At 34.1% G+C, this 25,568-nt stretch carries 24 protein-coding genes and 1 pseudogene; 11 read left to right on the top strand and 14 right to left on the bottom strand.

The window, feature by feature from the left end:
• Positions 1-22: 22 nt before the first annotated feature.
• From B8780_RS07135 to B8780_RS07150, 4 genes are all read right to left on the bottom strand, one after another.
• Positions 23-2,359, bottom strand: a complete 2,337-nt coding sequence (locus B8780_RS07135) for a DNA-directed DNA polymerase (RefSeq protein ID WP_084273187.1) — start codon at positions 2,357-2,359, stop codon at positions 23-25.
• A gap of 123 nt (positions 2,360-2,482) precedes the next feature.
• Entirely contained in the window at positions 2,483-2,992 is a 510-nt protein-coding gene (locus B8780_RS07140) for a nicotinamide-nucleotide adenylyltransferase (protein ID WP_011176930.1), read from the bottom strand.
• A 54-nt stretch (positions 2,993-3,046) separates the two neighbouring features.
• Positions 3,047-3,478 (bottom strand): dCTP deaminase, encoded by a 432-nt coding sequence (dcd, locus tag B8780_RS07145; RefSeq protein WP_084273188.1) that lies wholly within the window; start codon positions 3,476-3,478, stop codon positions 3,047-3,049.
• Complete coding sequence (locus B8780_RS07150) at positions 3,462-4,814, bottom strand: purine-cytosine permease family protein (protein WP_236719413.1); 1,353 nt, start codon at positions 4,812-4,814, stop codon at positions 3,462-3,464. Before B8780_RS07150 ends, dcd begins: the two co-directional genes overlap by 17 nt.
• Before the next feature lie 387 nt (positions 4,815-5,201).
• On the opposite strand from B8780_RS07150, the gene B8780_RS07155 reads away from it, so the two are divergent.
• From B8780_RS07155 to B8780_RS07165, 4 genes are all read left to right on the top strand, one after another.
• Positions 5,202-5,852, top strand: coding sequence for a cyclase family protein (locus B8780_RS07155; protein ID WP_084273190.1), 651 nt, complete (start codon positions 5,202-5,204; stop codon positions 5,850-5,852).
• Between the two features lie 173 nt (positions 5,853-6,025).
• Positions 6,026-6,187: a hypothetical protein gene (locus tag B8780_RS08150; protein ID WP_153274238.1), complete on the top strand. Its 162-nt coding sequence runs from the start codon at positions 6,026-6,028 to the stop codon at positions 6,185-6,187.
• A 6-nt stretch (positions 6,188-6,193) separates the two neighbouring features.
• Complete coding sequence (locus B8780_RS07160) at positions 6,194-6,604, top strand: hypothetical protein (RefSeq protein ID WP_084273191.1); 411 nt, start codon at positions 6,194-6,196, stop codon at positions 6,602-6,604.
• Positions 6,601-7,116, top strand: coding sequence for a hypothetical protein (locus B8780_RS07165; RefSeq protein ID WP_084273192.1), 516 nt, complete (start codon positions 6,601-6,603; stop codon positions 7,114-7,116). Before B8780_RS07160 ends, B8780_RS07165 begins: the two co-directional genes overlap by 4 nt.
• A 219-nt stretch (positions 7,117-7,335) precedes the next feature.
• Here B8780_RS07165 and B8780_RS07170 read toward each other — a convergent pair whose 3' ends face one another.
• Entirely contained in the window at positions 7,336-10,953 is a 3,618-nt protein-coding gene (locus tag B8780_RS07170; RefSeq protein ID WP_161939701.1) for a serine/threonine-protein kinase, read from the bottom strand.
• Between the two features lie 234 nt (positions 10,954-11,187).
• Between B8780_RS07170 and B8780_RS07175 the strand changes: the two genes are divergently transcribed.
• On the top strand, positions 11,188-11,388 hold the full coding sequence (locus B8780_RS07175; protein WP_048059409.1) for a hypothetical protein: 201 nt from the start codon (positions 11,188-11,190) through the stop codon (positions 11,386-11,388).
• A gap of 44 nt (positions 11,389-11,432) precedes the next feature.
• Here the strand turns inward: B8780_RS07175 and B8780_RS07180 are convergent, their stop codons facing one another.
• Complete coding sequence (locus tag B8780_RS07180) at positions 11,433-12,746, bottom strand: UbiA family prenyltransferase (RefSeq protein WP_084273194.1); 1,314 nt, start codon at positions 12,744-12,746, stop codon at positions 11,433-11,435.
• A 71-nt stretch (positions 12,747-12,817) separates the two neighbouring features.
• Here B8780_RS07180 and B8780_RS07185 point away from each other — a divergent pair, with 71 nt between their 5' ends.
• A complete protein-coding gene (locus B8780_RS07185) occupies positions 12,818-13,645 on the top strand; it encodes a prenyltransferase (protein ID WP_084273195.1) in 828 nt (275 codons plus the stop codon).
• Positions 13,646-13,856: 211 nt separating this feature from the next.
• The gene (locus B8780_RS08410; protein WP_083750373.1) at positions 13,857-14,012 is read left to right on the top strand and encodes a cysteine-rich CWC family protein; all 156 of its coding nucleotides are present in this window, start codon (positions 13,857-13,859) and stop codon (positions 14,010-14,012) included.
• Here the strand turns inward: B8780_RS08410 and B8780_RS07195 are convergent.
• Together B8780_RS07195 and B8780_RS07200 are read right to left on the bottom strand one after the other, a co-directional pair.
• Complete coding sequence (locus tag B8780_RS07195; protein WP_011176939.1) at positions 14,004-15,221, bottom strand: MFS transporter; 1,218 nt, start codon at positions 15,219-15,221, stop codon at positions 14,004-14,006. The two genes, B8780_RS08410 and B8780_RS07195, sit on opposite strands and share 9 nt — an antisense overlap.
• Before the next feature lie 79 nt (positions 15,222-15,300).
• A pseudogene (locus B8780_RS07200) lies at positions 15,301-16,677 on the bottom strand (APC family permease).
• Positions 16,678-16,998: 321 nt separating this feature from the next.
• Between B8780_RS07200 and B8780_RS07205 the strand changes: the two are divergent.
• Positions 16,999-17,574: a hypothetical protein gene (locus B8780_RS07205; protein WP_084273196.1), complete on the top strand. Its 576-nt coding sequence runs from the start codon at positions 16,999-17,001 to the stop codon at positions 17,572-17,574.
• Between the two features lies 1 nt (position 17,575).
• Here B8780_RS07205 and B8780_RS07210 read toward each other — a convergent pair whose 3' ends face one another.
• Together B8780_RS07210 and B8780_RS07215 are read right to left on the bottom strand one after the other, a co-directional pair.
• Positions 17,576-18,856 (bottom strand): TrpB-like pyridoxal phosphate-dependent enzyme, encoded by a 1,281-nt coding sequence (locus B8780_RS07210; protein WP_011176942.1) that lies wholly within the window; start codon positions 18,854-18,856, stop codon positions 17,576-17,578.
• 125 nt (positions 18,857-18,981) lie between these two features.
• Positions 18,982-19,323 (bottom strand): hypothetical protein, encoded by a 342-nt coding sequence (locus B8780_RS07215; protein ID WP_084273197.1) that lies wholly within the window; start codon positions 19,321-19,323, stop codon positions 18,982-18,984.
• Positions 19,324-19,480: 157 nt separating this feature from the next.
• Here B8780_RS07215 and msrA point away from each other — a divergent pair, with 157 nt between their 5' ends.
• On the top strand, positions 19,481-20,014 hold the full coding sequence (gene msrA / locus B8780_RS07220; RefSeq protein WP_084273198.1) for a peptide-methionine (S)-S-oxide reductase MsrA: 534 nt from the start codon (positions 19,481-19,483) through the stop codon (positions 20,012-20,014).
• An 11-nt stretch (positions 20,015-20,025) separates the two neighbouring features.
• Here the strand turns inward: msrA and B8780_RS07225 are convergent, their stop codons facing one another.
• The 3 genes from B8780_RS07225 to B8780_RS07230 are packed head-to-tail and all read right to left on the bottom strand — an operon-like array spanning position 20,026 to position 21,966.
• Entirely contained in the window at positions 20,026-20,733 is a 708-nt protein-coding gene (locus B8780_RS07225; protein ID WP_084273199.1) for a DUF929 domain-containing protein, read from the bottom strand.
• 24 nt (positions 20,734-20,757) lie between these two features.
• Positions 20,758-20,982, bottom strand: a complete 225-nt coding sequence (locus B8780_RS08155; RefSeq protein ID WP_153274089.1) for a hypothetical protein — start codon at positions 20,980-20,982, stop codon at positions 20,758-20,760.
• Between the two features lie 15 nt (positions 20,983-20,997).
• Positions 20,998-21,966, bottom strand: coding sequence for an ion channel (locus B8780_RS07230; RefSeq protein WP_084273200.1), 969 nt, complete (start codon positions 21,964-21,966; stop codon positions 20,998-21,000).
• 74 nt (positions 21,967-22,040) lie between these two features.
• Here B8780_RS07230 and B8780_RS07235 point away from each other — a divergent pair, with 74 nt between their 5' ends.
• Complete coding sequence (locus tag B8780_RS07235) at positions 22,041-23,393, top strand: FAD-binding oxidoreductase (RefSeq protein ID WP_084273201.1); 1,353 nt, start codon at positions 22,041-22,043, stop codon at positions 23,391-23,393.
• Positions 23,386-24,585: a (Fe-S)-binding protein gene (locus tag B8780_RS07240; protein WP_161939702.1), complete on the top strand. Its 1,200-nt coding sequence runs from the start codon at positions 23,386-23,388 to the stop codon at positions 24,583-24,585. The genes B8780_RS07235 and B8780_RS07240 overlap by 8 nt, the downstream gene beginning before the upstream one ends.
• On the opposite strand, the gene B8780_RS07245 is transcribed toward B8780_RS07240, so the two are convergent.
• Positions 24,572-25,561 carry a mannonate dehydratase gene (locus B8780_RS07245; RefSeq protein ID WP_084273203.1) on the bottom strand — a complete coding sequence of 330 codons (990 nt, stop codon included), beginning with the start codon at positions 25,559-25,561 and terminating at the stop codon, positions 24,572-24,574. The two genes, B8780_RS07240 and B8780_RS07245, sit on opposite strands and share 14 nt — an antisense overlap.
• Positions 25,562-25,568: the final 7 nt, after the last annotated feature.

Below are 25,568 nucleotides of genomic sequence, written 5' to 3' on the forward strand. Positions count from 1 at the left end.
TAATTTATCTATTATATATAAACTATTTGAAAAAGTCCTCGATGGTTTTTTTCTTTTCCTGGAACAGATCATCAAGCCTTGTCTGCGGATTCTTATTTACCTTTATCTCCTTGTTAAGACCCTCAAGAACCCTGTTTAATGTCTCCTGTAATCTTCTTGAGTAATAATCGTAATCAGGTCTCTTATTAAATGGCTCTCCATCGATGTATGGCTCGACTTCCTGGGGCGTTTTACTTGCGTTTGTAACAATCCAGGAAACCTTCATGCCGGGTATAAATGTTTCACCCATTGCTATAAGCTTCCTCGCAGCTGCAACGTTTGCCATTGAGTCGGCGTTCTTATAACTCTTAAAATTCTTTACAGTTCTTGATATTACCAGTTTTTCTATTGGTATTGAATTATCCCCATTCTTTAGTTTTGTTACAAGTTCGTCTGCATATCTTTTTGCGCCATCCACATCGCGGTTTAATATGTATTCAAAAACCTTTGAAAGTGCCTCACTCTGTAAATCAAAGGAATCTGTACGCCTTGTCTCATAGCCACGAACGAGTATCTCGCCTGCCATGCTGTCCGGGTATATGACCTTGCCCGCGTATCTCTTCTTTGCACCGTGTGAAAACAGCGGGTCCATAATCTTTTCAAACTCAAGAACGAGATTCTCCTCCTTTGATATTCTATCGCTTAGTTCGTTTCCAAACTTTATTGCATCCTCCTTTGTTTTCTTGCCTGATTCTATGAATATTGAATCAGTATCACCGTATATAACACGGTGTCCTGAGGATTCAAGTTTATCAATTATATTTTTTATTGTAACCCTGCCCAGTGATGTTATTGCACCGCCTATCTCAGGATTTGTAAACCTATAAAAAGATGCCCCGAGAACGCCGTAGAATGTGTTCATCAATACCTTTATTGCATTTTGCAGGCCGTTTAAATACTCTTTTTCCTCGCCGGATGAGCTCTTCATCTGCTTTTTTATATTGTCACGATCCTTCATCAGGGACTCAAGCATTGATGGTATTAACCCCTTTTTAATATCAGGGCTTAAAAATCTGGCGCCGTTTGGTGCCACTATGGTTCCGTTCCCGTTCAGTGTTGTAAAGCATATATTGTATTTTATAATCATCGATGGATACATGCTTTTAAAATCAAGGACAATGACCATATCGTAAAGCCCGGCACCTATGCTGTGAACATAGCCGCCCTCAAAGCTCTCCTCCTTGAAATCATGTGCAGACATTGGAACGGCTATGTTTTGTTTATCCGCCTCCCTTATTAATATTGAGTCAACATATGTGCTTGTTCCGCCGTTTGCAACATCATCCAGCGGAAGCTTTGAAACCGCTGATAAATACAAATTCATGTCAAGAATCCTTATCTTTCTGTATATTTCAAGGGCCAGGTATGCATCCTTTATGCAGTATTTTATTACATCCTCCTTTTTTGTCTCCCATTCAGATTCAATGTTTATTCTGTCTATGTTTTCCTTTTCATCGTTCAATAAAAGCCTTGCCACATAGTTTAGAGTTTCATGCTTTGGCTTTACGACCTTTTTAACAGCCCACCAGGCATCGCTAACAACCCTGCCATGAAGCCGCCAGTACTGGTCAAGGATCCTCTTTGGCGGTAAATGATCACGGCCTATGCCAAATTTTATATTATTATATTTCATTCTTTCCTCTATTAAAGGAAGATCGTATCCATCAATATTATAACCTGTTATTATATCCGGATCATTATTTATTATAAGTTCATTGAATTTTTTTAATATCTCGTGTTCAGTGCCTGTAATGCTTCCAGTCTCAATTTTGTTATTAAAGTAAATTGCATAGCCTATTACATAGATCTCCTTTGTTTTTATAGAATTCTCAACATCGAATGATAGTATCTTTAGATCTGGATTGAATGCCTCTGTATTTTTTATATTCTTTATTTTTATAACATGATCTGTGGAATAATTAATTCTCTCATCATTAATCTCGTCTCCCTCAATCTCAAGGCTGGATCCAAGATCAAAATCATATATAAACCTGTGATGAAATGGTATATCTGCGGCCAGGGCCTGGCACTTACATATTTTCCTCAATTCCGGAACCCTCCATGGGGATTTTACCGTTATTTTCTGTGTTTTTACCGTTTCACCGTTTAGGAAGAGATCCTTTTCCTCCATTGATATGAATTCATCATTGTTTTTTATCTTTTCAATGCATTCTTCATCCGGATTTACATAGTAAAAATATGGCTTAAATCCAAAGTAAAGTGCAGTCACAGAGCTGCCATCATCAGCCCTGCCATAGAGCTCTACCGTAACATCGCGCTGCCTGTATGATGCAGCTATCAAGCGCATTTTGATTTTCATTAATTTATAAGGTTATATTTAAATAAATATTTTTCTTTTGATAATGACATTTTTAAAATTCTTATATAATTAGAATTTTATGCCTGCAAAAATGATCTTAAATTATTGAAATTTTTATGTTTTTTATTCATCACTCTCTGAAAGATCGCGTATTCTTGAAACGCCATCTATTTCGTCTATAACCCTTGCAACCGCAGGCGGTACATCCTTTTTCCAGTTTTCACCCCTTATCATCTTGTTTCTTATTGATGTGCCAGACCATTCCTTTCTGTTAAGCAGATCCATTGAAAGAACCTCATAGCCCTTTTCATAAAAAAGTCTCTTTACAAGTGGATTGTTTGTGTAAACTCTTTGAAATGGTGGCGTTAATGATTCAACGTGGGACACCCAGAGGGGATTCGAATTAACATCCTCAATTGGTACAAGATAATAATTGTACACACCACTCTCCTCAAGTGCGGATGATATCATTAAATGCCTCTCACCGGCAGTAAATGGATCCTTTAATGTATGTGAAAACTGGGCGCTGCCTATGCCTATTATTACGGAATCGTTTTCATGGAGTATCCTCTTTAAGATCTCCATATGGCCGTTATGAAAAGGCTGGAACCTGCCAACTATAAAAGCCCTCATTTAATCTGTATTCATTAATAATTATTAATAATTTTTATTGAATAATTAAATGAATTATAGGTTTATACCTGATTTACCATAATAATTCCCGGATCTTTCTGAATATGTTTTTTCAGGTTTTTCTATCCTTTCAAAGACGATCTGGACGATTCTTTCATATCTTTCAATTTTTACATCTTTTAATGCGTTATAAAATGAAAGTGTTAAATTTCCCATATAACCGGCATCAACAACGCCAAATGAGCCAAAGATGCCCTTCCTGGCAAATGATGATCTTATAAATAATAATCCTATGATATTATCAGGCAGCTTTATTTCCTCATATGATGATACAAAGAATACCGTTCCCTTTTTTATATCATTTCCAGGGATTATATCGTTAATTCTAAGATCGTAGCCGTTCGGTGTTAAGCATTTTTCATCAAAATTCTTGGATATAAGCAATGATCTTTTTGCCATATTAATTATCTCAAGATCGTTGAGCATTTATTACAATATCTTTGTTTTTTATTAATTTTCTTATTGCAATGTACAACGGTATCGAGAGCAAAAATGATACGTAGTAGCTTATATCAACGCCGCCAAGGTAAAGCTTTGATATTACGCCCTCATATAAGAATCCGGGATCCATGAATGGAACAGATGCACCAAGTGAGATAAAATATGATAATATGCCTGGAACATTAAATCCAGGAATACCTGATAATGGTTTACCGTGCATGTCAATGAAAAAGCTTGCTATCATTATGCCTATCCATGGGGTTATCCAGTAGTCAAGTATAAAAAGAAAGTCCTCATAGAATAGATAAAATTTGTTATATGCAATCATTGAAACAATTATTGCTATTGATATTCCTATAATTGATACAAGCCTTCTTTTTATTTTTATGCCCATGCTCTTCATTGATAATGAATTTGAATATAGATTTATTGCGTCTGCGGCTATGCCACCAAGGAATAATGCATAAAGTCCTATAAAGCCATAGTATCCAAGGGCATCCTTTAGATCAAGAGCCGGATTCAGGTCAGGATTTACAGAAAGGATTGCAACAAAAAGACCTGCAATTTCAGCCCATATGGATGATATCATGCCACCTACGAATGAATATGTAAAAACGCTGCCTTTGTCTTGATTGTACCTTGAATAATCTGCCGCATATGGTGCCCAGGACATTATATATGAGAACGTGCTTGCAAGTGTTATTCCAAAACCGATGCCACTGTAAACGCCATGATATAAAAGAATTTTTTCAGGTCTTATCATTGAATCTATAACTATAAAAGAAAATATGATGCCAAGGACGATGCTCATAGCCCTTTCAAAATGGCTTATAATGTTCCTGCCAAGGTATGATATTAATAGTATGATTATTCCTGTTACAAAGACCGGTATTTCATAAACCGAGAAGTGCAGTGCAAGTGATAATGCAAATCCAGCAAGAACCAGGTTTACTGTGAGCCAGCCCATTGTGTTTATCCACTGAAGACCTGATATAAAGATTCCAAACCTCTTTCCAAAGCCATACCTGCTTATAACCATCTGTGGTAGCCCTGTTCTTGGGCCTGTCAGTGACATTACACCCAAAAGTGCAGACCCAAGGACATTTCCTATGATTATTGCAAGAATGGCATAATAAATGTTAAGGCCGAGCTCAACCGGTATAAATCCAACGGCAAAATCACCAACGGTTAGATTCGCGGCAAACCATAGTGTAAACAGCTCCGATGGCTTCTTATTCCTTAAATTCTCTGGAATGCTATCTATTTCATAATTGTCCGATAAATTGTCTGAAAATTTACCGAACATGTGTTCTGAATTCATTAATGGAAAATGCATTTTTTCTATATAAATATTTTATAAGATAAATGTGGCGGTTTCATTCAATAATCTGATTTCTTCATATAAATAATATATTATAAATATATAATTATATGCCTTTATACTATTTTTGAATTAAAATTCTATAATAATCAAATAAAATATCTGAATCCTGTAAAAGATTACATAAAAAAACAGCATGCCTGATATTAAATTATGTAAAATGCGGGAATTTGAAATAAAAGTTCTTGCTTATTTATAATGGAGTAATTATAATATAGTTTTTTATTATAATAATTCAGGATAAATAAGGCATCATTGAAATTTATCTAATTTTTAATCGATTCATATTAATGGATAATCTTATAAATATTATAATGCTATAATTTTATGGAGATAAAAGATATTATTGATCTAACAAACAGTATATACAATGAGATGCCTGTTTGGCCATCCTCCCCATTGCCAGAGATAAAAAGATCCGGAATAATACCAAGGGAAGATTATAATATAGAAGAGATAAAGACAATGACGCACACATCAACACATATCGATGCGCCTTATCATTTTTCGGAATCAGGCGAAACTGTGGATAATCTAAATTTGAGGAGCATTGTTGGTGATGGATTCTGCATAGAAATAGATAAAAAACCAGGTGAGGAGATAACAGCACAAGATCTAAGATCAAAATGGAGGGAATACTATAATAATATAATACTTATAAGAACAGGTTTTTCTAAGATTAGATCGTTCGACAGGAACTTTTTATACAATTTCCCTGGGCTATCAATGGATGCAGCAGACTTTTTTATGGATAAAAATGTAAAAACCATAGGCATAGACACGCTTGGTATAGAACCATACTGGCATTCAGATTTCCCGGTGCATAAAAAGCTTCTTTCAAGGGGCTTTATATTCATAGAGGATATGAACCTTGAAAACCTCATTGAGGGTAAACGCTATTTTATAGTGGCACTGCCCATAAAGATAAAAAATGGCAGTGGCGCAATGGCAAGATGTATAGCTCTTGATATCTATTAAATTATTGATACTGAAATTTAAACAAAACAATCTTTATTTTTCAAAGTTTATTGATAATTATTTTTATAAATAAAAAATATGAAAATAAAAATAAAAGATTTTTGTGATGATATTTAATATAAAAAAAATAAAATATGTATAATGTTTTATCATAGATAGAAAATGCTACAGAAATGACTAAACTTTTAATTCCTGACAGAAGATTTACATTATATAATTCACTTAAAAGGGGATTGCCGATGCTGGTAATACCGCCATTACTTCTTGTAATAATTCTTTACTCAAAGAATTTTTACCTGCTTGAGTACCTGCACGTTGTTTCCGGATCAATGTGAACCGGCATGGATCTTGTCCTTGGTATCTTCTTTTCATATGTTATGAAGGGTTTAAACAACATTCAAAGAACATATATTTCAATGAGATTGACACCAACAATGCTCTTCTTTATGCCGGCGATATCAACGGTAACAATAACGGCAGGCGTGTATACCGCAATGGACCTTTCAATACCATTTACATCAATTTATATAATAATTGCACTTGTCATTGCAGGAATACTTTTCATTCAGGGCATTGGTATATTCCTGCCGAATGAATTAAGAATATATAAAGAGATTCTTCACGGAGCAGGAGATAAAAACAAGATCGTAAGGCTAACAATGTTAAATCTAAAACTTTCACTGATACAGGTAATATTTCAAATGGCCATTATATTATTAATGGCCCATTTTGCGACGGGTGTTTCAATATGAATTATAAATTAGGATATTTATCTTTAATAATACCATTGGTTGCGTTTATTGTGGCATTTCTTATACCTGGCATACTTATTCTGGACTATGTTCATGTTCTTCTGGGCGTTATATGGACAGGAACTGATGTATTTCTTGGCCTCATATTTTTTATAGTAATGTCCGGTATGGATGATTCAATAAGATTTGATATCTCAAAAAGATTAATACCAATGATACTATTTTTTATACCAGGCGTTTCAATAATAACACCACTGGCAGGATACGAGCTATCATTAAGGGAGCATATATTTAAGTTTGATATTCTTTTTATATTAATTCTGATAATTTCGTTAATACTTGTTTTGCTAAGTTTAGTATTTATATTAAGATACGCATTGTTTATTAATAAAAGCCTTGATAAACATGCTGTCTCATTAAAAATGAAAAAGATATCAATTGTTGCATCAATACAGCTTGTTCTTCAGATATCAATAATAAGCCTAATGGCATACATCGTTGTTTTCATATGAAATTATTTTTATTTAACATATTTAATATAAAAATGAATTTAATTATATTTATTCAATCAAAATAGATTGCTTTTATTATAGATGATGCATAATTATATTTTTAATTAAATATTATTTTTGCAGGGCTTCAAATTTATTCATTATTTTAAAAATAAAAATCCTGACCTTGCTAAAAGTTATATCATTTATAAAAGGCCGGATAAAAGTATTATGGATATATCATGCCTTTAAAAGCTCCTTTAATCTCAGGCATTTTTCAATGTACAGTGTAAAATTTATTGGCGTAAAAACGCTTAATGCGCTGTCCAGTGCCATATTGCATTTTTCCTGCTCCCCATCCATGTGATAAAGAACCGCAAGCTCATACATGTATATACCATAGTATATATCAAAACCATGCTCATGAAATTTTAATGCTGAATCGTTCATTAATTTCTTTGCAGCATCACGGTTTCCAAAGTATGATTGATAATAGGATTCAGCTATGTTCATGTATGAACCTATCCACCAGAGTCCGTATTTATTATATTCATTTTTGATCAATGATAAATATTTTATGGCATTTTCGCTGTTATTTGCAATTGATGATACGTAAACAGCGTGCATCAATGTTATAATATAGCCCTTTATTGTATCGCCTGTGATCTCACCATCTATTTTTTTTATAATATCTTCAATGTAATCATATATTTCTGTGATTTTTTTATTGTCAACAAAGATTGGCACCTTTACCTCCGGTATCGATGTTAAGACCTGCATTGACGGTATCTTCTCAAGCTCTGATATTAACGTGATTGTTTTATCAATATCACCATGAAAGTAATCAAAATAGAGCTCGCCAAATTTTGAGACCATAATATAAAAATCATCCCTTGAATTGCTTTTAAAGACCATATCAAAGTATCTGTTAACAACGTCCCTATTGCCGCTTAAAAATAGCTCCTCGTATTTGGATATCTCAAGACGCGCTTTCTGGCCCCTGCTGATCTTTCCGGCAAATTGAATGCCCCTATCGAATGCCTGCTCGGCCTTTTTTAAATCAAAGACCATCCTGGCCATCATTGTCCCAAAATTGTTGAAAAGCGTTGATAAGGTGTTAAGCAGTATTAAATCATCGGGATGTTTTTCAAGAAGATTTGTTGATTCATATGCTATTTCTTCATAGCTTTTAATTATATCATCAAGATCACTGTATGAATTAAGTGGATGAACCAAAAGAAGTATTTCCTTGCATCTAATTGTATACTTATCATAATAGTTTATGCTCCTGACATAGTCAATGTATTTTTTGCCCCATTTTCTGGCCTCTGAAACATTGGCCGTGTACCATAAAGATCCTATAATTGCCGTTGATGCTATGCCTATAACCTCAGGATCTCCCTTGTTTTCATAAAGCCTGTTTAAAAATGATCTCGTGTAATCTATATAATAATCAAATTTATTATATGATGCACTTGATATTAAAATTGATTCCGCGATCTTTTTATCCTCGCCGTACCTGTCAAAGATTCTTATGGCCTCATCGAGGTATATTGAATCATTTTCAGATATATCATTATTAAATACTGCGTTTTCTGATATTTTATACAATAGATTTGCCCTTAGCATCTCGCTATCCTTTCCTGGTTTGTGTATCTCTCCAAGTATTTCAAGTGCCCTGCGGTATTCCTTTACGGCCTGATCAAACTGGAATGATTCTGACCAGTTATCGGCAAGCTTAATATTATAATCAAGGGCCTTTTGAAGGTTTCCAGCCTCCAAATAGTGCCTTGCAAGATCCCGGAAGAATGCGCTGTTGTTATCCCCGTAGATGCTTTCAATTGCATTTGCTATCTTTGCATGAAGCTTTCTTTTTCTAAACATGCTCATATTTTCGTACAAATAATCATGCAATTGTGGATTCGAAAAGAATAATCTAAACTCCCCTGGTGCGGTCTTCCTTTCATAAACGATCTTTCTTTTTATTGAGTTCTCTATTATCTTTTCAAACTGGTTTTCATCAATGCCGGATATCGATTCAAGAACATCAACATCGAATTCATAGCCGATGACAGATGCCATTGATATAATGTCCATGGTTATATCATCCAGGCTTGATAATCTTTCCTTAATAAAAGAGCCTATTGATGATGGTATTCCTATTTCCTCTATCGGCTTTCTATCCCAGCTTCCATGTTCATCCCTGAATATCAACTTCTTGTCCTTTAAAAGCTTTAATACCTCCTCTATGTAGAATGGATTCCCATCAGTTTTTACAAAGATAAAATCTGTAAACTCATCGCTTATTTTTGATACATCCTCGTTTAGCCTTGAGGCTATTAACATTGCAGTCTGTGGTCTGTCAAGATTTTTTGTCTCCATTTTATTTAAAATCCTGTTTGATATTATATGATCCAGCTCATCGTTGTAAGAATCGCTTTTTGACATCGTTGCTATTATAACAAAACGGAGTGACTGCAATTTATCCATTATTGAATCTATTATACTTAAAGATCCGCTGTCAGCATAGTTTATATCGTCTATTTCCATGAGTACCGGGTACTCAATTGACATATTTTTTATTATTTCTATAACGCCATCGTAGAATCTAAGCCTTGCCTGATCAGGCTCACTGGACATGTAATCATTGATTCTTCCAAGTTTTGAAATTAGTTCAGGAAGTATCTTTACGGCAACATCACCATAATCACCACAGACCTTGTAAACAAGCTGCTGCGGGGCCTCGTAAAAGAACTCACGGAACATCTCTGTAAACAGGTAATTCGGTGTTGACATTCTTGATTCACGACCCTTTAAGAGTATCGATTTTGTTCCACGCAAAACAGCATAATCCATGGTCTTTTCAAGGATCCTTGTCTTTCCCTGACCGGACTCGCCTGTTATTAAATATATGCTGCCGGAGCCTGATAATCCGGAATCTACAGCAGACTGTAACTCCGAAATTATACTATCAAGACCTATAAGCATAGACTGATCTTTATATGAATCTGTTTTTTCAATTATTTCTTTTTTATTATCAGGCCTGTTTTCCATTTCAAGGGCCTTCAGGGCGTATAATAATTCATCTGCGCTTTGAAATCTGTCATCCGGGTTCTTTCTTAAAAGCTTCATTATTATTGAATCCAGCTGCCTTGGAATATCCTTGTTTATCTTTGATGGTTCAGCCGGATAATCGTGTATATGGCTATATATCAATTTTATCGTATCATTTATTGTAAATGGTGGCCTTCCTGTGCTCATATAGTATAGAACACAGCCAAGTGAGTAAAGATCTGATCTGTTATCAGATTCCCTGCCAAGGGCGCTTTCAGGTGATAGATATGCCGGTGTACCAACTATCGTTCCTGCCCTTGTTATTCCGGGTCTATCAAGGGCCTTTGCAAGACCGAAATCCATTAACTTTGGCTCACCGTTCTTTGAGACCATTATGTTCTCTGGTTTAATATCTCTATGCAGCACGCCGTTTTTATGCGCGTATGAAAGCGCAGATGTAATTGGTATAATTAAACTAAGTATTTCATCAAGTTTTAATGGCTTATTATCTATGTAATCCAGAAGATCCTTACCATCTATGTATTCTATAACCATGAAGAACCTGTTATCTTCCTTCTGCATGTCATATATTGAAACAATGTTTGGATGTGATAACCTTGCAGTTGTCTCAGCCTCTCTAATAATCCTTGAATATGATTCATCATCAAGGCTCTCACTTTTTATTAACTTCAATGCAACTATTCTGTTTAAATTATTGTCAATGCATTTATAAACAATGCCCTTGCCCCCCTCGCCAAGCTTTTTAATAACAGAATATCTGTTATTTCCAAAAGTTTCATCCATCATAACACCTTTATTATAAAAATATAACATGATAAAGTTTAAAAATATTTTGTTAATTTTTTATGTCTCTTAATAAAAGTGACATAATATTAATAAATTATAAAAAATTAAGAATATTTAAATTATAAAATAACGTATTTTGTTAAAGATTATTTTGAATTAAAAATAAAAAATTTAAACCATAAATTTAATATATGACTGAAATTTATATAATGGTTAATGCTATATTAAGATATGAAATTAAATCTAATGAGGATAATTTTATCCTTTTTGCTGCTGGTAACCATTGATGCCTATCTGTATATAACAGGCCTGGCGATACCGCAGAAATTTTCATATGACTATGGTTTAATTGATATCGTTATATCATCCATTCTTTTGGCCATTCTAGTTTATAATATTATAAAATATGTTATTGAATCTGGAAGAACATAATTCTAATATTAATTATTTTTATATAATAAAAGATTATAAATAAATTATAGTATAAATTTATCCATGCCGTATATAAACATAATGCCAAGGTAGAATACCGCGCCTGTTATTGCAAAGATGAATGTGAATCTTGCTGTTAACCTGTCAAGCTCCCCGCGCTTTATATTTTTATTGTTAATTGCTATTCTTGCCAGGTATACCGACATTGGTATTGTTATAAAAACAGAGAGCAGTGGCAGTAATTTATATGAAAGATAGAATGCTGTAGATATAAGTATGTATGGTATGTATATCAGTATAAGATAATAGATCATTGATATTTTTTCGCCCAGCAATGATGCCACAGTTTTTACATTTGCATTCTTGTCATCCTTTATGTCACGCCAGTTGTTGCTGTGAAGTATGCTTAAGGTTAATATACCAACGGCAAATGATATGAAGATCACAGGTATATTTATTATTCCTCCCTGGAAAATATAGCTTCCAAGAAAAATAACAGACCATATTATAAACACTGAGATATCACCAAGGGCCATCCTTTTTAAGCCTATTCTTGGAAGATTATATAATATACCGCCAATAAGGCCTATAACAAAGTATAATAGTATCTCCGGTTTTATATATACTGCGTAGATTCCAATAATTACGGCAAGTATTAGCATTATCATTGAATATTGGACTGCCCTGCGCTCTGGAACAATCCTGTCTATAAATACCCTGGTGCTTGTCATTGATAGCTTATTATCATTTCCTGATTTGAAATCAAAGTAGCCATTTAATATATTAAAGGATGCCTGGGCCAGAAGAACGCCCATGATGGATAAAAAAAGCAGGAATAAATTTATTCTCGTTGCAAGCACGGCGCCAAGCAGTATTGCAGCTATGCTCTGCTGGAAGCTCCATGGCCTTGATGATAAAAATACAGGATGCTGCTTCTCTGTAAATTCATCCAAATTTATATCAATATCGAACTTTTTAAACTCTGTTCTCATGTCTATGACCCTGATAAAATCGGGTACCAATCTTGCAATATAGACCGTGCCGTGCTTCATGAACTGGACATCCTCTGGAACCTTGTAAAGAAGTATACCACGCTCCCTGTCAAAATCTGTTGGCTCACCAAGAATCTCAACGTGGCCTGAACCCTGAACTATTATCGATAATTTATTATTATCTATCTCAAAGCTTACATTATTGTTCTTGTATATATTTTGTATGGTTAATCCCTTTTTCTCTATAAAGAAGATGAATCCATGATCCAGGGCATAGTAAACCTTTGTTCCCCATAGTTTTATCCCATCGGTAGATAGGGTCATGGTTTTTGATTTTCTCATGAATTTTAATATAGATTTATTCATATTTTAATATCGCAATTAAATATATTAAAATTACATGTGAAGCTTTATCATATTAATAAATATCATGTAGCATGAAGATTATTGATTTAATCAGGGGATTAAAGATACCATTGTACTTTACTTCTGTATCACCAGTTATAATAGCTTTTTCATTCGATCATTATAAAAAATTATATTTATTCATTGTAATGATTTTAATAGTCCTGTTTATGCAGGCTGCATTAAACCTTTCAATGGATTACTATGATTATAAAAATGGTAAAAAACTTTACAATGATGATACCCTGTTTCCTGTTGGCCCGTACCTGATAATAAAAAATCATGTTAATCCCAAAATAATAAGATACTTTTTTATCATAACAATGCTTATAGCGGTTTCCCTTGGAATATACCTGCTTGTAATCACAGAAAAATATTATTTAATAATCATAGGTATTATAGCGGTTATAGTTTCACTCCTTTACGTGCTTCCACCTGTGATGCTGGACAACCGCGGCCTTGGTGAGATATCAACGTTCCTTTCTTTTGGACCACTGGTTTACACAGGTGCTGTAATAGTCTTCAATTTAAATGTTGATGTATTTGTATTAATCACAGGCATATTTACAGGTTTGCTGGCATCTGCCATTAGATTTTTGCATCATTCCATTGAGGATAAACCTAACGGTACAAGAGTAACGCATTTTAAGGAGATATATTCCTTAATGCTTATTCCGGCATTTGTTATCACAGTTTATAAATTGTATCTTTTTGTTTTTTTAATACCGGCATTCATTATTGCAATAATACACATAATTTACATACATGGAGATCCTTTTAAAATAACAAGAAAAACAAACGAGATAGTTTTTATAGATATAATATCAACACTGCTTTTTGTTATTTATCTTACATTTTAATTTGATAATTTTGTCTTTTAATAAATTAAATAGAACATTCATATTTATTGAATCATTATATTGTAAATGCCAGATATAATTAATAAGATTCCAGGAAGATGAATATTTTTTATTTAATAACCAATATATTAAAATATAACAACGTTTAATATTTTGCATGATCTTCAAAAATTTATGGTAACATTGTTATAATACCATTTTATAATCCATCATGAAAAGGATATGCCCTGGCTGTGGATCAGTTTTTGAATGTAACGGGCTTTCATGCTGGTGTTCTGGGATAAAAATAAAAAGGGAGAAGATAAATATGCTGTCGCTAATAAGTGATTCATGCTTCTGCCCTGATTGCTTAAGAAAATTAATTTAATGATTCATTTCTCTTTAATGATCTATTGCCCTTAATGTTTGATATAACAGAGTATATTATAACAAGCGCCATTGGTATTGACAATGAAAGCGATGCTATCCTTAGATCATAGAGTTTTGATATTAAACCATAGACAAATGGTATAATAAATGCTATTATATTCATTATAAATGAGAACATTGAGTATACTATGTTTAGATCCTCTGTTTCAACGGAATTTGAAAGGTAATAGCTTGATATTGGATATATTGATCCATGGGGTATACCAAGTATTATTAAACCTATAAGGAATATTATATAATATGAGCTGATGCCGATTATTATGTATCCTGCCAGGCCAAGAACAAAGGAAAAGTACATTAATAACTCCTTTCTTTTAATGCTGTGTGTTGACATGTAAAGCCTTGTTAAAAATGATACGAAGAAGAATGCAGCAAGTATGTAAAAGAACGATGATGGATTTATATTATCATATTCATTTCCAAAGATGCTTCCATAGGTTAGTATTAAAACAAATGGAAATGCATATGATATGTTTCCTGATAATGCAAACTGAACCTTTGGATTTTTTAATGCAGTTGATGATTTTGATAAAACGTCCGAGAATTTTATCTTTTTTGATTTGCCTGGATTGATTTTTATCCTTCTTGATGAGATTAACATTATCAATGTTGATAACAGTGAAACAAAGAAGAATATTATAAAGGCCGTCCTTACATTTATGTATTTTACTATTAAACCCTGTGCAAGGGTACCTGCTATTAAGCTTAATGATAACGATGCCGTGAACATTGCTATGTATCTATCTCTAAGCTCCCTTGGTGCGAGCGCCGTTATTAAAGTCATTAAGAGTGTCTGGACAACGCCCATGGAAAGGCCTGACGCAAGTGATAATACAAGGACCTCATATATATTCGATGAGAAGATTAAAAAGAAGATCGATATGGTCATTAGCAGGAGAAACGAGAATATTGTAACTGGCGTCCTGTCTATTCTTATTTTACCGTTTACAAATATATTTGAAATTAATGCACCTATGCCTGCCAGGGTGGCTGTAAGACCAACATCAAGCACATCGGCATTAATAACATACTTGGTAAACACGGGAATAATCGTCATTAGCATGTTTGTTGTTGCCCTCATTGTAAATGTCACGGCAAGAAGCATGAAAATGTTAAGTGCAATAACCTTTAGATGAATATATTTCATTTATGGAGTATTAATTAGCAATATTTAAGCAAGACTTAATTTTCAATAAAATTTTAATTTTAAATTTATAAAAAATTAATTATTTATCTATAACAGGATGCGAGAATTTCTCCATTGATATAAATGAATAGATGATTCCAAGGATTAACCAGATACCAAATGTTATTGATGCTATTATAACTATTTTGTTTATGCTTATAAAGCTACCATAGAACACAAAGCCGAGTATTGCTATTGATATAACAGGCAGTGCTATATCCATGAAAATATTAAGTTTTTTCCTCATTTTGTTTATTATTCCTGGCAGTGATGCGTTTGCGATCATATGTACAACAAGTGCACTTAATGTTGCACCTATACCCATGTAAAGAAATGCATTGAAGCCACCAAGTGTAACCACGGCTATGGCCGCTATTATAAAGCCAATTATTGCCATGATGCCCGCCGCAACATGCGGTGTCCTTCTATGCTCATGTACATTTGACAGTATTCCTGGAAGCACGTTATCACGGCTCATTGAAAAAACAACCCTTGAAAGTGAGTTTGTAAAAACAACTGAATCCGTGAAAAGGCTGTTCACAAAGAGCACTGTAACCACAAGTGCACCTGCTATGCCAAGGTAATTTTCTGACAGGATTACACCTGGAACACGTTCCTGCGAATAGCTTAGCATATTCTCTGGACCCCAGCCAACCGTAAATGCATAAGATGCAAGTATAAAGAACAAACCAAGGACTATTACCGAGATAACAACACCACGGCCTATAACCTTCTTTTCATTCTGTGCCTCCTCCCCAAGCGGTGTCGCGGTGCCAAAACCAGAGAATGCCGTGTACATAAATAAAACACCAAGCATGACGCCTGTGAATCCTCCCTTTGCATAAACCGGTGTAAATACGCTTGCAGTGTTTATCGATGGCTTTATTGTTATTATAAGTATGCTTACAAGCGCAATGACTATAACCTCTATTGTTGCCATCACCATTGCATACCTTACAGAATTTTTAACGCCTGAAAATTAGACAAAGTATCCAAAGGAGATTATTATTATAAGAAGAATGAACCACAAATATGATGGCAGCATTATGCCAAAAACTGTCTCTATAAGTGCCGGCAAAAAGATGGCAACGCTCAGGGCTATAAATGCAAGTGACATGATCTGGTACATTATATACATCCAGCCTGTGAATATTCCTGCAAAGCTCCCGAGGCCATCACGGCTGTATGCATAATAACCACCGGCACCGGCAACATATTTTGATATCCTGTTTATTATAACCGCATTTATTAAAACTATAATAAATGCTATAACTGCAGATAGTGGCAAGGATCCAAGGGCAAATGCTGCCGAGCCTGTCAACGTTGCAACAGCCGCGCCTGCAGGTGCCGATCCGGCGACACCCTGAAAAATTACATTATAGACATTCAATGAATCCTTTTTAAGAGATTTGTTCATCCGTTCGATATCTTAAAAATGTATTAACATTTTTTTGTTTTTAATGATTTAAAGGTTATTTTATTCATAATTATTAAAGTTTTTATAAAATTTATTTCGATAAATTATTCATATAAAAATTGATCATAATTCATTATTGATTTTATATAAATTAAGGATAACATGGCTTTTTTAATTTATTTTTTTTATATCATTTATTGGTATTTCAGAATAACTGCTTTAAATGATTAAATATAAAACGTGTTGCAATAATGTTTTTGGTAAAAACAATGATGATTAATTAACAAAAAAACTTAATTAGCAAGATAAAAATAATGCATAATGCAGTATAAAAGCATTGGCATAGAGTACCCAAAAAGGATTAGGATTAAAAATAAATTATATGATATAGATCTTGAATCTGCAAGGGATGAAAATACATTTTCAATAGTTATACCAAAGGATTATGTAAAGAAATTTGTTATAAAATTGATAGAATACGATTTTAAGGATGCATTGCCAAGCATATATAAGGGCGAGATATTTGGCCTGTCAAGACCAGTTGAAAGCCCATGGGAGCTTCATATAAGAATATTTAATTATGATGATAAATACTCAAAGATATTTGCCCATATTGAAATATCAAGGAATTACATAGAACATCTTTTTATGGTTCAGCCTGTCATCTATGAGGTAACATCATATATTGATTCACCATATTATATATTATACGAGCCTGAATCAAAAAAGGTTTCAAAAATTATTGAAAACAGGAAAATATTATTATCGCCGCCCGAGAATCTTATGGAATGGAGACCATACATGGATATTGCATATAACGAAATAAATGAATTAAAATATAATTTCAGGGGTATAATTAAAAAAATAGATGAATTTCTTCACGATTACAGTGATTGATTTACTTTAATCCAAGAGCATCCGCATAGTTTGCAAGGTCAAGCAGGCCATGGCCCGAGAAGCTTACAAGAACGGTCTTCTTTTCATGGGTCCTCTCGGCCTCGTCCGCTATTTCCTTTAGAATCGGCAGCGCATGTGATGTCTCAGGTGCCGGTATATAGCCCTCTATCTTTGAGAACAGCTGTGCGTATTTAAATGATTCTTCCTGTGAATAGTCCCTTGAGGAAACTATGCCACGATGCATTAACAGGCTTAACAAAGGTGCAACCGCATGGTATCTTAACCCGCCGGCGAAAACAGGTGGCGGTATGAAGTCAGCGCCAATTGTGTACATCTTCAGCATTGGAAGAACGCCTGCTGTATCTGCAAAATCATATTTATAAACGCCCCTTGTCATTTTTGGTACCTCAAGAGAGCCAGCAGCTATGTACTTTCTTCTTATATTATTCTCACGAAGCTCCTCACCAAGAAATGGAAATGCAAGGGCCGCGTAATTTGAACCGCCACCGACAACACCTATTATATAATCAGGGTCATCACCGGTCATCTTCATCTGTAAAAGCGCCTCCTGGCCTGCTATTGTTTTGTATAATATATCCGCATTTATAACACTGCCGGCAATGTACTTTCCATTGTTTTCAAGTGCATACTTCATTGCATCACTTATTGCTATGCCCAGGGACCCCGGATTTTCTGGATCTTTTTTTAATAGTTCTTTTCCATATGCTGTAAAATCTGATGGGCTTGGATGGACATCTGCACCATACATCTCCATTTGAAATTTTCTGTATGGTTTTGCGTAATAGCTCGTTCTGACCATAAATATGTGTGCTTTTATATTATTAAGAGCCGCGGCAAGTGAAACAGCCGCCCCCCACTGGCCGGCGCCGGTTTCACTGGAAACAAAATCTGCGTTATCCTGTTTTGCATAGTATACATGTGCCAGGGCACTGTTTATTTTATGCGATCCGGTATATGTGTAAGATTCCATCTTCATGTATATTTTTATATTATTTCCAAGGTATTCCTCAAATTTTTTTGCCCTTATTATCGGTGTTGGGCGGCCAACCATCATGTATTTTTCATAAACCGGCTCTGGTATATCTATATACCTTTCGTGTGAGAACTCATGTTCAAGGATCTTTGATGGTACGGCCCTTTTAAGCAGTTCCATGGCCTCGCCGTTTTCATCAAGGGGCATTGGAACCTCTTCAGGTAAATCAGGTATAATATTATACCATTTCCTTGGCATCTCGCTCTGCTTTAGATCATATCTTATCATGGTTGTTAATTAAATCTACATAGATAACATTTTTTATACGTGAATGATTTTATTATATGCCTATTAATATTAAGAAACAGGCAATTTTTAATGATTTGTATTATTTAATATAAAAATAATATCAATTAAAATGTTAAAAACTCGTAGTCCTTCTCTGCAAGATCCTTTATAATTGGGCCGACCATATCAAGCTTTACTAAACTTACCTTATCAAGCCTATCCAGAAGATTCAGGTTTGTTGCAACCAGCTTGCACGCAATGGCCTTTGAATCGCCCGCACTGTTGTAATCGTTTATTAGCTTCATTATTGTTTCATCGTTATCTGCTATGAATCTTTCACTTGGCCCAAAGAATATTAATTTCACATCGCCGAAGAACTTGTTCTTCCTTGAAACGCCTGCAAGTGTTGCCGCTGCAACCGCCTTTTCCTTGTTTGATGTTGATATTATAATTGCAACATTCTTCATATTTTTGGTATTTTAAGGTATTATTTAAATATATAATTAATTAATATATTATTATAATTATTAAGATATTTATAATTTTGAATTGATGTTTCATTGTTAACAATCATGATAAAAATATTAATACAAAAGTATAACTATTAAATTGGAATGCAAAAACATGGAAGATGTATGCTATCTCGCAGGCGGCTGCTTCTGGTGCATGGAGGCTGTTTTCAAGGATATATACGGTATAAATGATGTTCAGCCGGGCTATGCCGGTGGAACAACTGTAAACCCAACCTATGAGGAAGTTTGCAGCCAGAGAACAGGTCATACCGAAACTGTAAGAATAAGGTACGATCCTGAAAAGATAAGCTTTGATGACATTCTTGAGATATATTTCTCTGTCATTGATCCCACAACACTGAACAGGCAGGGAGAGGATGTTGGAACAAACTACAGAACGGCAATATTTTATATAAATGAATATCAAAAAGAAAGAGCTGTTAATTACATAAAAAATCTTGAGGCCTCAGGTAAATACAGCAAAATAGTTGTTTCAGTTGAACCATATAAAAACTTTTATCCAGCAGAGGATTACCATAAAAACTACTTTGAAAGGCATCCTGAACAGGGTTACTGCAGGGTAGTTATTAAACCAAAGGTTGAAAAGGTCAGGCAAAAATTCTTTTATAAAATAAATAACCAGTAAATTATTTAATCTTATTCAACCATTGATATATGTTCAAGTATGTTTTCCTCTGCAGATCTTATAAATTTTATTTTATCACCGTATTTTAAAAGGTAGTTGTCTCCATATATTGATATATTACCAGGATTGTAAAGTGCGCCGTTTAAAAAATAGGATCCATTTGGTCCTGATATTAATAGAACGGTATTAATATGGTGCGGTGAGACAGAATCGGCACTGCTCTCAAAGAGACTGCCTGATATCCAGTCAATTGTGGTATACTTCTTAATGATCTTGTAATAATTGCATGGTAGCTCGGATTTTAATTCTGAAAGACCATATGAAACAAGGTTTCCATTTATCGTTTCATTATTTTGATTTCCTGTTAATGTTTCATTGTATAAATAAATGAATGTTGCATTTATTGTATTTGAGAAATAACCTTTAAATATTAATCCCGGGGTATCTGGATAAACGTCATTAGGATCGGAATGCCATTCGTAATATGATAAATTTCCATATTTTAAAAGTGCAAAGTACAGGGGCCATGATAATGATGCACCTATTGGACAGCCAAGCCAGCTTACGAATATAATATTGATATCGCTGCTTTTTCCATTTATCCTGAAAAATTTACCTGACGGTTCCTCAAGTGGCTGTATTGCAATGGTACCGATTAAAATAACTGCAATAAGAACAGATATAATGATTATAATTAAATTTACATATCTTTTGTTCATAAAATGGATATATAAATATTATTATTAAATTTTAATTCTATTTAAATCCTTTTTAAAGCTGTACATAAAAAGTATTTCAATTATTATGAACGCCGCGGGCAGGGATAAAAAATTAAGGATATTTGTAATAATATTATTCAAAAATGATAATACAAACCTTAGGATCAGGATTGTTATTGATATTATTAAAAGGGTTTTCCTGTGAACCCAGAAAAATTTTGTATAATCGTTCTTACTAATTACAGTCATGGTACAGTATAAATATTATATATAAAAGAATGCATCATAATTTGATAATTCATCATCCGGCTTTATTATTACTGAATTGCCCTTTTTAAATGCTATTACATTCTTTCCGCTGTTAAGCATTTTAATATAAAAGTCCTTATAATTCATTCTTTTATCATCGTCGTTAATGACCTGTTCCTTTATGAACTGTGATATCGTGCTAAAAAGATTTGTTATTCCTGGATTCATTATCGATGCAGCAATGAGCTCTGCGGTAACATCACCGTGGACTATTGTTTCATCAACAAAGGCACTGGCATGCTCCCTGCTGTCAGGATTTAAAAGTTCAGCAATTACATGAACATTTTTGTTTAATTTCTTTATAACCATTGCAGATAGTATCGTTTCTGCATCTATTGCAAGGGAATCACGGTCATCGTTTTTTGCAAATACTATCACTGTTAGGGCCTTCTTTATCCCGGCCTTTATTAAATCCCTTTCCTTTATGGCCATACCCTTTACATATGTATACTCCTTCAATTCAGGTTCATTCTCGGATAATATAACTATGTCAAGACCAATTGAATCTATCATCTTCAATATCTTTTTTGTCTCTGAATTGAAATTGCATATTATAACATGCCTGCTTTCAAGGGCCATAACATCACCAAACCTTGCAGATAATCTTGAATCTATTAGTATCGTTGCCAGTGAGGCTGTGACATATCCTATTGTGCCTATGCCAAACACCATTATAAGCATACCGTTGATGCGTCCGTAGAAACCATATACAGGTGTGTCACCATAGCCAACTGTTGTTATTGTCTGCATTGTCCACCAAAGGCTTGTGAATAAATTATGTATGCCGCTTGATCTTATTGGATTTTCAAGAATATATTCTGAGAATACCGAGTATATAATTATCGCTATTAAAATGATAATTGATTTAAACATGTTTCTTCTTGTTATTTTACGTATTCTTTTAAATATAATAAAAAAATTCATTGTATGTCTATGTTTATTATAAATTAAATTTTATCGTTGCCCAAAATATTTATTTAAATGTAATATTATAAGATATGAATGATGTTATTAATGAAATTATAAAAGCGGCAGGTATTAATAACGTTTTAACCGATAACGAGCATTTAATAATTTACAGAAAGGGAAGCATAGACAGGATGGAAAAGATTCCGCTATGCGTTGTTAAAATTACAGATGAAAATATTATATCAAGGGTATTAAAAATAGCATCAAAATACCATTTAAATGTCATAGCACGTGGTGGCGGTTCAAGCCCAACAGGGGCAGTTGTCCCTGTTGAAAACACGATTGTACTTGACATGAGGCCATTAAATAATATAAGAGTGAATTTTAAAGATGGCTACGTGGAGGCATATGCCGGTGCAACATTGCAGGAGGTAAACAATGAATGCATGAAATACGGCTATTTCTTTCCACCGGATCCATCAAGTGTGAGTACAGCAACAGTTGGCGGGGCAGTAAATGAGAATTCCGGCGGCATGCGATGTGCAAGGTATGGTGTTGTCAAGGACTGGGTGTTAAAGCTTGACTGTGTTCTGGCAAACGGCGAGGAGACGAGTTTTGGTGAAACAATATATAAAAACCGCGGCGGCTTTAACCTTGTCGATCTAATATGTGGCAGCGAGGGGACACTGTGCATAGTTAAAAAGGCCTATCTAAAGATACTTGGCCTTCCAGGAAAGATATACAGAATAGCAGGTTTTTATGATAATATTGATGATGCCATGGATGCCATTTTAAAAATAAGAATGTTAAATCCATTAATACTTGAATTCGCTGATTATTATGGAATAGCAGCAGCAAACAAAATAAAGCGATTTAATTATCCTGAGGTTAATGGCGGCATGGTTCTTGTGGATACAGATTTCAGCCAGGATGATTTCAATAAAATAAAAAATATAATAGAAGAGAGGGCAATGAAAATTGTTGTTCCTAAAGGGAAAGAGTTTGATGAAATATTTGAAATAAGAAGGATTGCCTTTGCCGCACCAGGACTTCTTTACCCGGGCTTTATAGACGGTGATATAGTGGTTCCAATTTCAAGATTAAGCGAGGCACTAAAGGGCATTGATAATATAAGAAGAAAATACAATGTTTATATAGCAACATGTGGCCATGCCGGTGATGGAAATTTACACCCACAGGTTGGTGCCGATCCAGGTGAACAATGGAATAATGCAGTTTCAGCAATGAACGAGATAAACATGCTCGCAATAAAACTCGGCGGCTCAGTATCCGGCGAGCATGGCATAGGAAAAACAAAGATTGGTATGCTTAAAGAACAGTTTAGATACAAGAACCAGGAAAAGAGCCTTTACTTCATGAATAAAATAAAGAAAATCTTCGATCCTGATAATATTTTAAACAGGGGTGATTTTATTGATTGATTTTAATGATCTTTTAAATGAATTAAAGGCAGAGAGTTCAAAATGCATCAGCTGCGGTTTCTGTGATTCTGTATGCCCAACCTATAAAAATTCCGGTTATGATATGGCAAGAACCGCCAGGGGCAGGGCACAGAGCGGCCTTGTTATGTTCAATGGTATAATATCAAATGACTTTAATTTAAATTTTTCAGATACTTTTTATTCATGCCTTGACTGCCATGTATGCCTTCAGGTATGCCCAACAGGTGTTGATGCAGGAAGGATAAGCGATATTTCAAGGATGATATTAAACAAGATGAACCTTACAAAAAGGGATGAGGTTAAATTAATTGTGAAAAACATAAAGATGTATAAATCTCCCATACCATTAAACATTAAATCATATAGATGGTTTTCAGACATTGAATTTGATGATTCAGACACATTGCTTTACACCGGCTTAATGTACCAGCTCATGCCATACACAGAGGTAATTGAAAAACTAAAGAGAAGATTTGGCAACGATCTTTTTAAGAGATTAATAAATATAGCATCAAGACACAATTATTTATCAAGGCTTGTTATCCCTGAAGACAGAAAAATCGATTACTATTCAAATAAATTAAGATTAATTGTGAGGGCCCTGAAAAATAGCGGTGTTAGGTTCGATTTTCTTGGATACAATGAACCATATCCGGGAACGCTTTTATATGATTACGGTTTTATAGATGATTTCATCGAATATATAAAAAACGTTTATAATTTAATAAAGGATTATAAAAAAATAATAACGGTTGATCCGCATACATATAATATATTAAAGTATGAATACAAAAAATACATAAAAGATTTTAACCCGGAGATCGTTTACTATCTTGATTTATTAAAAACAGATAAAATGAAAAGGACAGATCTAAAAATAGCATTCCATGACCCATGCAATTTTAATGGTGATAGAAGATATAAAGGTGCAAGGGATATCGCAGAAAGCCTTGCCATGGTTATCTATCCTGATCGCAGTGGCGATAAAACCTTCTGCTGTGGCGGACCTGATGAGCTTTTATTCCCGGAGATTTCAAAAAATGTGTCAGAGGATAGGTACAATCAGCTAATAAAATTATCAAAAAACATTGTAACCTCATGTCCAATATGTCTTTATTCAATATCAAGAAATGGCAATGTCATGGACATAATAGACATCATCTCGTTTTAGAGCCGTTTTTTATTGAATCTCTAAGTCCATTTATGTATCCTATGGCGTAGAGCCTGTTTAAATATGAATATCCAGGAACGGACGCATCATCAGAATAAAGTGTTGGAACATGGTCGACGCGCATAATTCCGTCAAAATTTATATCATTGTATGCTTTCATGCATTTATATAAATCTGTTTTGCCATGGCCTATCAATGTCTCTATAAAATTATGTCTATCGCCTAAAACATCCCTGAAATGAACAAAAAATATTTTCTTATTGAAATGTTTTATAACATCAGGCAAATTATCCGTCATCAATGTGAAATTCCCCTGGCACATGGTTATGCCATTGTAATCACTTTTATTTAATTCAATTAAATGATCGTATGATTCTATAGAATTCATTATCCTTGGTATGCCAGAAAAGTTATCCAGAGGCGGGTCATCAGGGTGCATTGCCAGTTTAACATCGTTATCTTCCGCTATTGGAACAATAAAATCAAGGAAATCATTTAAATTTTTCCATAGATCAGACTTATTTATTCTTACATTGAAATTATAATCATTTATGTCGTTTTCGTTGAAGCCGGATGTTGTTCCATAATCCTTTAATATATGTGTTGACGATCTGAACCAGCCAATAACAGCCATCCAGTTATAGCACCATATCTTTATATTTAGTTTTCCAAAATTCTCGATCATCCTTGCCACGTTTTCAAGCTCATCATCTTTGCCATCCAGATTTAAAATAATTTTATCCATTGGTGGATTGTCCTCAATGGCAACAAGATTAAAGCCAGAATCATTGATCATGTTTTTGTATCTTTTCAATGATATGTAATCCCATGGATTTAATTCACCATGCATACGCCAGTCGCTGAAATGTCTTGGAAGTATTCCAACGGCATCATTAATTCCTATATTTCTTAGCATGTACCAGTATTTATTCGGCCGGTCTTCTGTTAAAATCTCGGCAATCCTAAAATCGAGCATAAGAAAT

Origin of the sequence: Picrophilus oshimae DSM 9789, assembly GCF_900176435.1 — an archaeon.
In the GTDB taxonomy this organism is placed as follows: Archaea; Thermoplasmatota; Thermoplasmata; order Thermoplasmatales; family Thermoplasmataceae; genus Picrophilus; species Picrophilus oshimae.

Coding starts and splice junctions, on each gene's coding strand:
- B8780_RS07170 (WP_161939701.1), bottom strand. CDS start 10,953: ATGGATGAAACTTTTGGAAATAACAGATATTCTGTTATTAAAAAGCTT.
- B8780_RS08150 (WP_153274238.1), top strand. CDS start 6,026: ATGACTAAACTTTTAATTCCTGACAGAAGATTTACATTATATAATTCA.
- B8780_RS07195 (WP_011176939.1), bottom strand. CDS start 15,221: ATGAAATATATTCATCTAAAGGTTATTGCACTTAACATTTTCATGCTT.
- B8780_RS07175 (WP_048059409.1), top strand. CDS start 11,188: ATGAAATTAAATCTAATGAGGATAATTTTATCCTTTTTGCTGCTGGTA.
- B8780_RS07215 (WP_084273197.1), bottom strand. CDS start 19,323: ATGAAGAATGTTGCAATTATAATATCAACATCAAACAAGGAAAAGGCG.
- B8780_RS07185 (WP_084273195.1), top strand. CDS start 12,818: ATGAAGATTATTGATTTAATCAGGGGATTAAAGATACCATTGTACTTT.
- B8780_RS07160 (WP_084273191.1), top strand. CDS start 6,194: ATGGATCTTGTCCTTGGTATCTTCTTTTCATATGTTATGAAGGGTTTA.
- B8780_RS07165 (WP_084273192.1), top strand. CDS start 6,601: ATGAATTATAAATTAGGATATTTATCTTTAATAATACCATTGGTTGCG.
- B8780_RS07180 (WP_084273194.1), bottom strand. CDS start 12,746: ATGAATAAATCTATATTAAAATTCATGAGAAAATCAAAAACCATGACC.
- B8780_RS08410 (WP_083750373.1), top strand. CDS start 13,857: ATGAAAAGGATATGCCCTGGCTGTGGATCAGTTTTTGAATGTAACGGG.
- B8780_RS07235 (WP_084273201.1), top strand. CDS start 22,041: ATGAATGATGTTATTAATGAAATTATAAAAGCGGCAGGTATTAATAAC.
- B8780_RS07225 (WP_084273199.1), bottom strand. CDS start 20,733: ATGAACAAAAGATATGTAAATTTAATTATAATCATTATATCTGTTCTT.
- B8780_RS07135 (WP_084273187.1), bottom strand. CDS start 2,359: ATGAAAATCAAAATGCGCTTGATAGCTGCATCATACAGGCAGCGCGAT.
- B8780_RS07150 (WP_236719413.1), bottom strand. CDS start 4,814: ATGAATTCAGAACACATGTTCGGTAAATTTTCAGACAATTTATCGGAC.
- B8780_RS07210 (WP_011176942.1), bottom strand. CDS start 18,856: ATGATAAGATATGATCTAAAGCAGAGCGAGATGCCAAGGAAATGGTAT.
- B8780_RS07245 (WP_084273203.1), bottom strand. CDS start 25,561: ATGCTCGATTTTAGGATTGCCGAGATTTTAACAGAAGACCGGCCGAAT.
- B8780_RS07205 (WP_084273196.1), top strand. CDS start 16,999: ATGCAGTATAAAAGCATTGGCATAGAGTACCCAAAAAGGATTAGGATT.
- msrA (WP_084273198.1), top strand. CDS start 19,481: ATGGAAGATGTATGCTATCTCGCAGGCGGCTGCTTCTGGTGCATGGAG.
- B8780_RS07230 (WP_084273200.1), bottom strand. CDS start 21,966: ATGAATTTTTTTATTATATTTAAAAGAATACGTAAAATAACAAGAAGA.
- dcd (WP_084273188.1), bottom strand. CDS start 3,478: ATGCTCAACGATCTTGAGATAATTAATATGGCAAAAAGATCATTGCTT.
- B8780_RS08155 (WP_153274089.1), bottom strand. CDS start 20,982: ATGACTGTAATTAGTAAGAACGATTATACAAAATTTTTCTGGGTTCAC.
- B8780_RS07140 (WP_011176930.1), bottom strand. CDS start 2,992: ATGAGGGCTTTTATAGTTGGCAGGTTCCAGCCTTTTCATAACGGCCAT.
- B8780_RS07155 (WP_084273190.1), top strand. CDS start 5,202: ATGGAGATAAAAGATATTATTGATCTAACAAACAGTATATACAATGAG.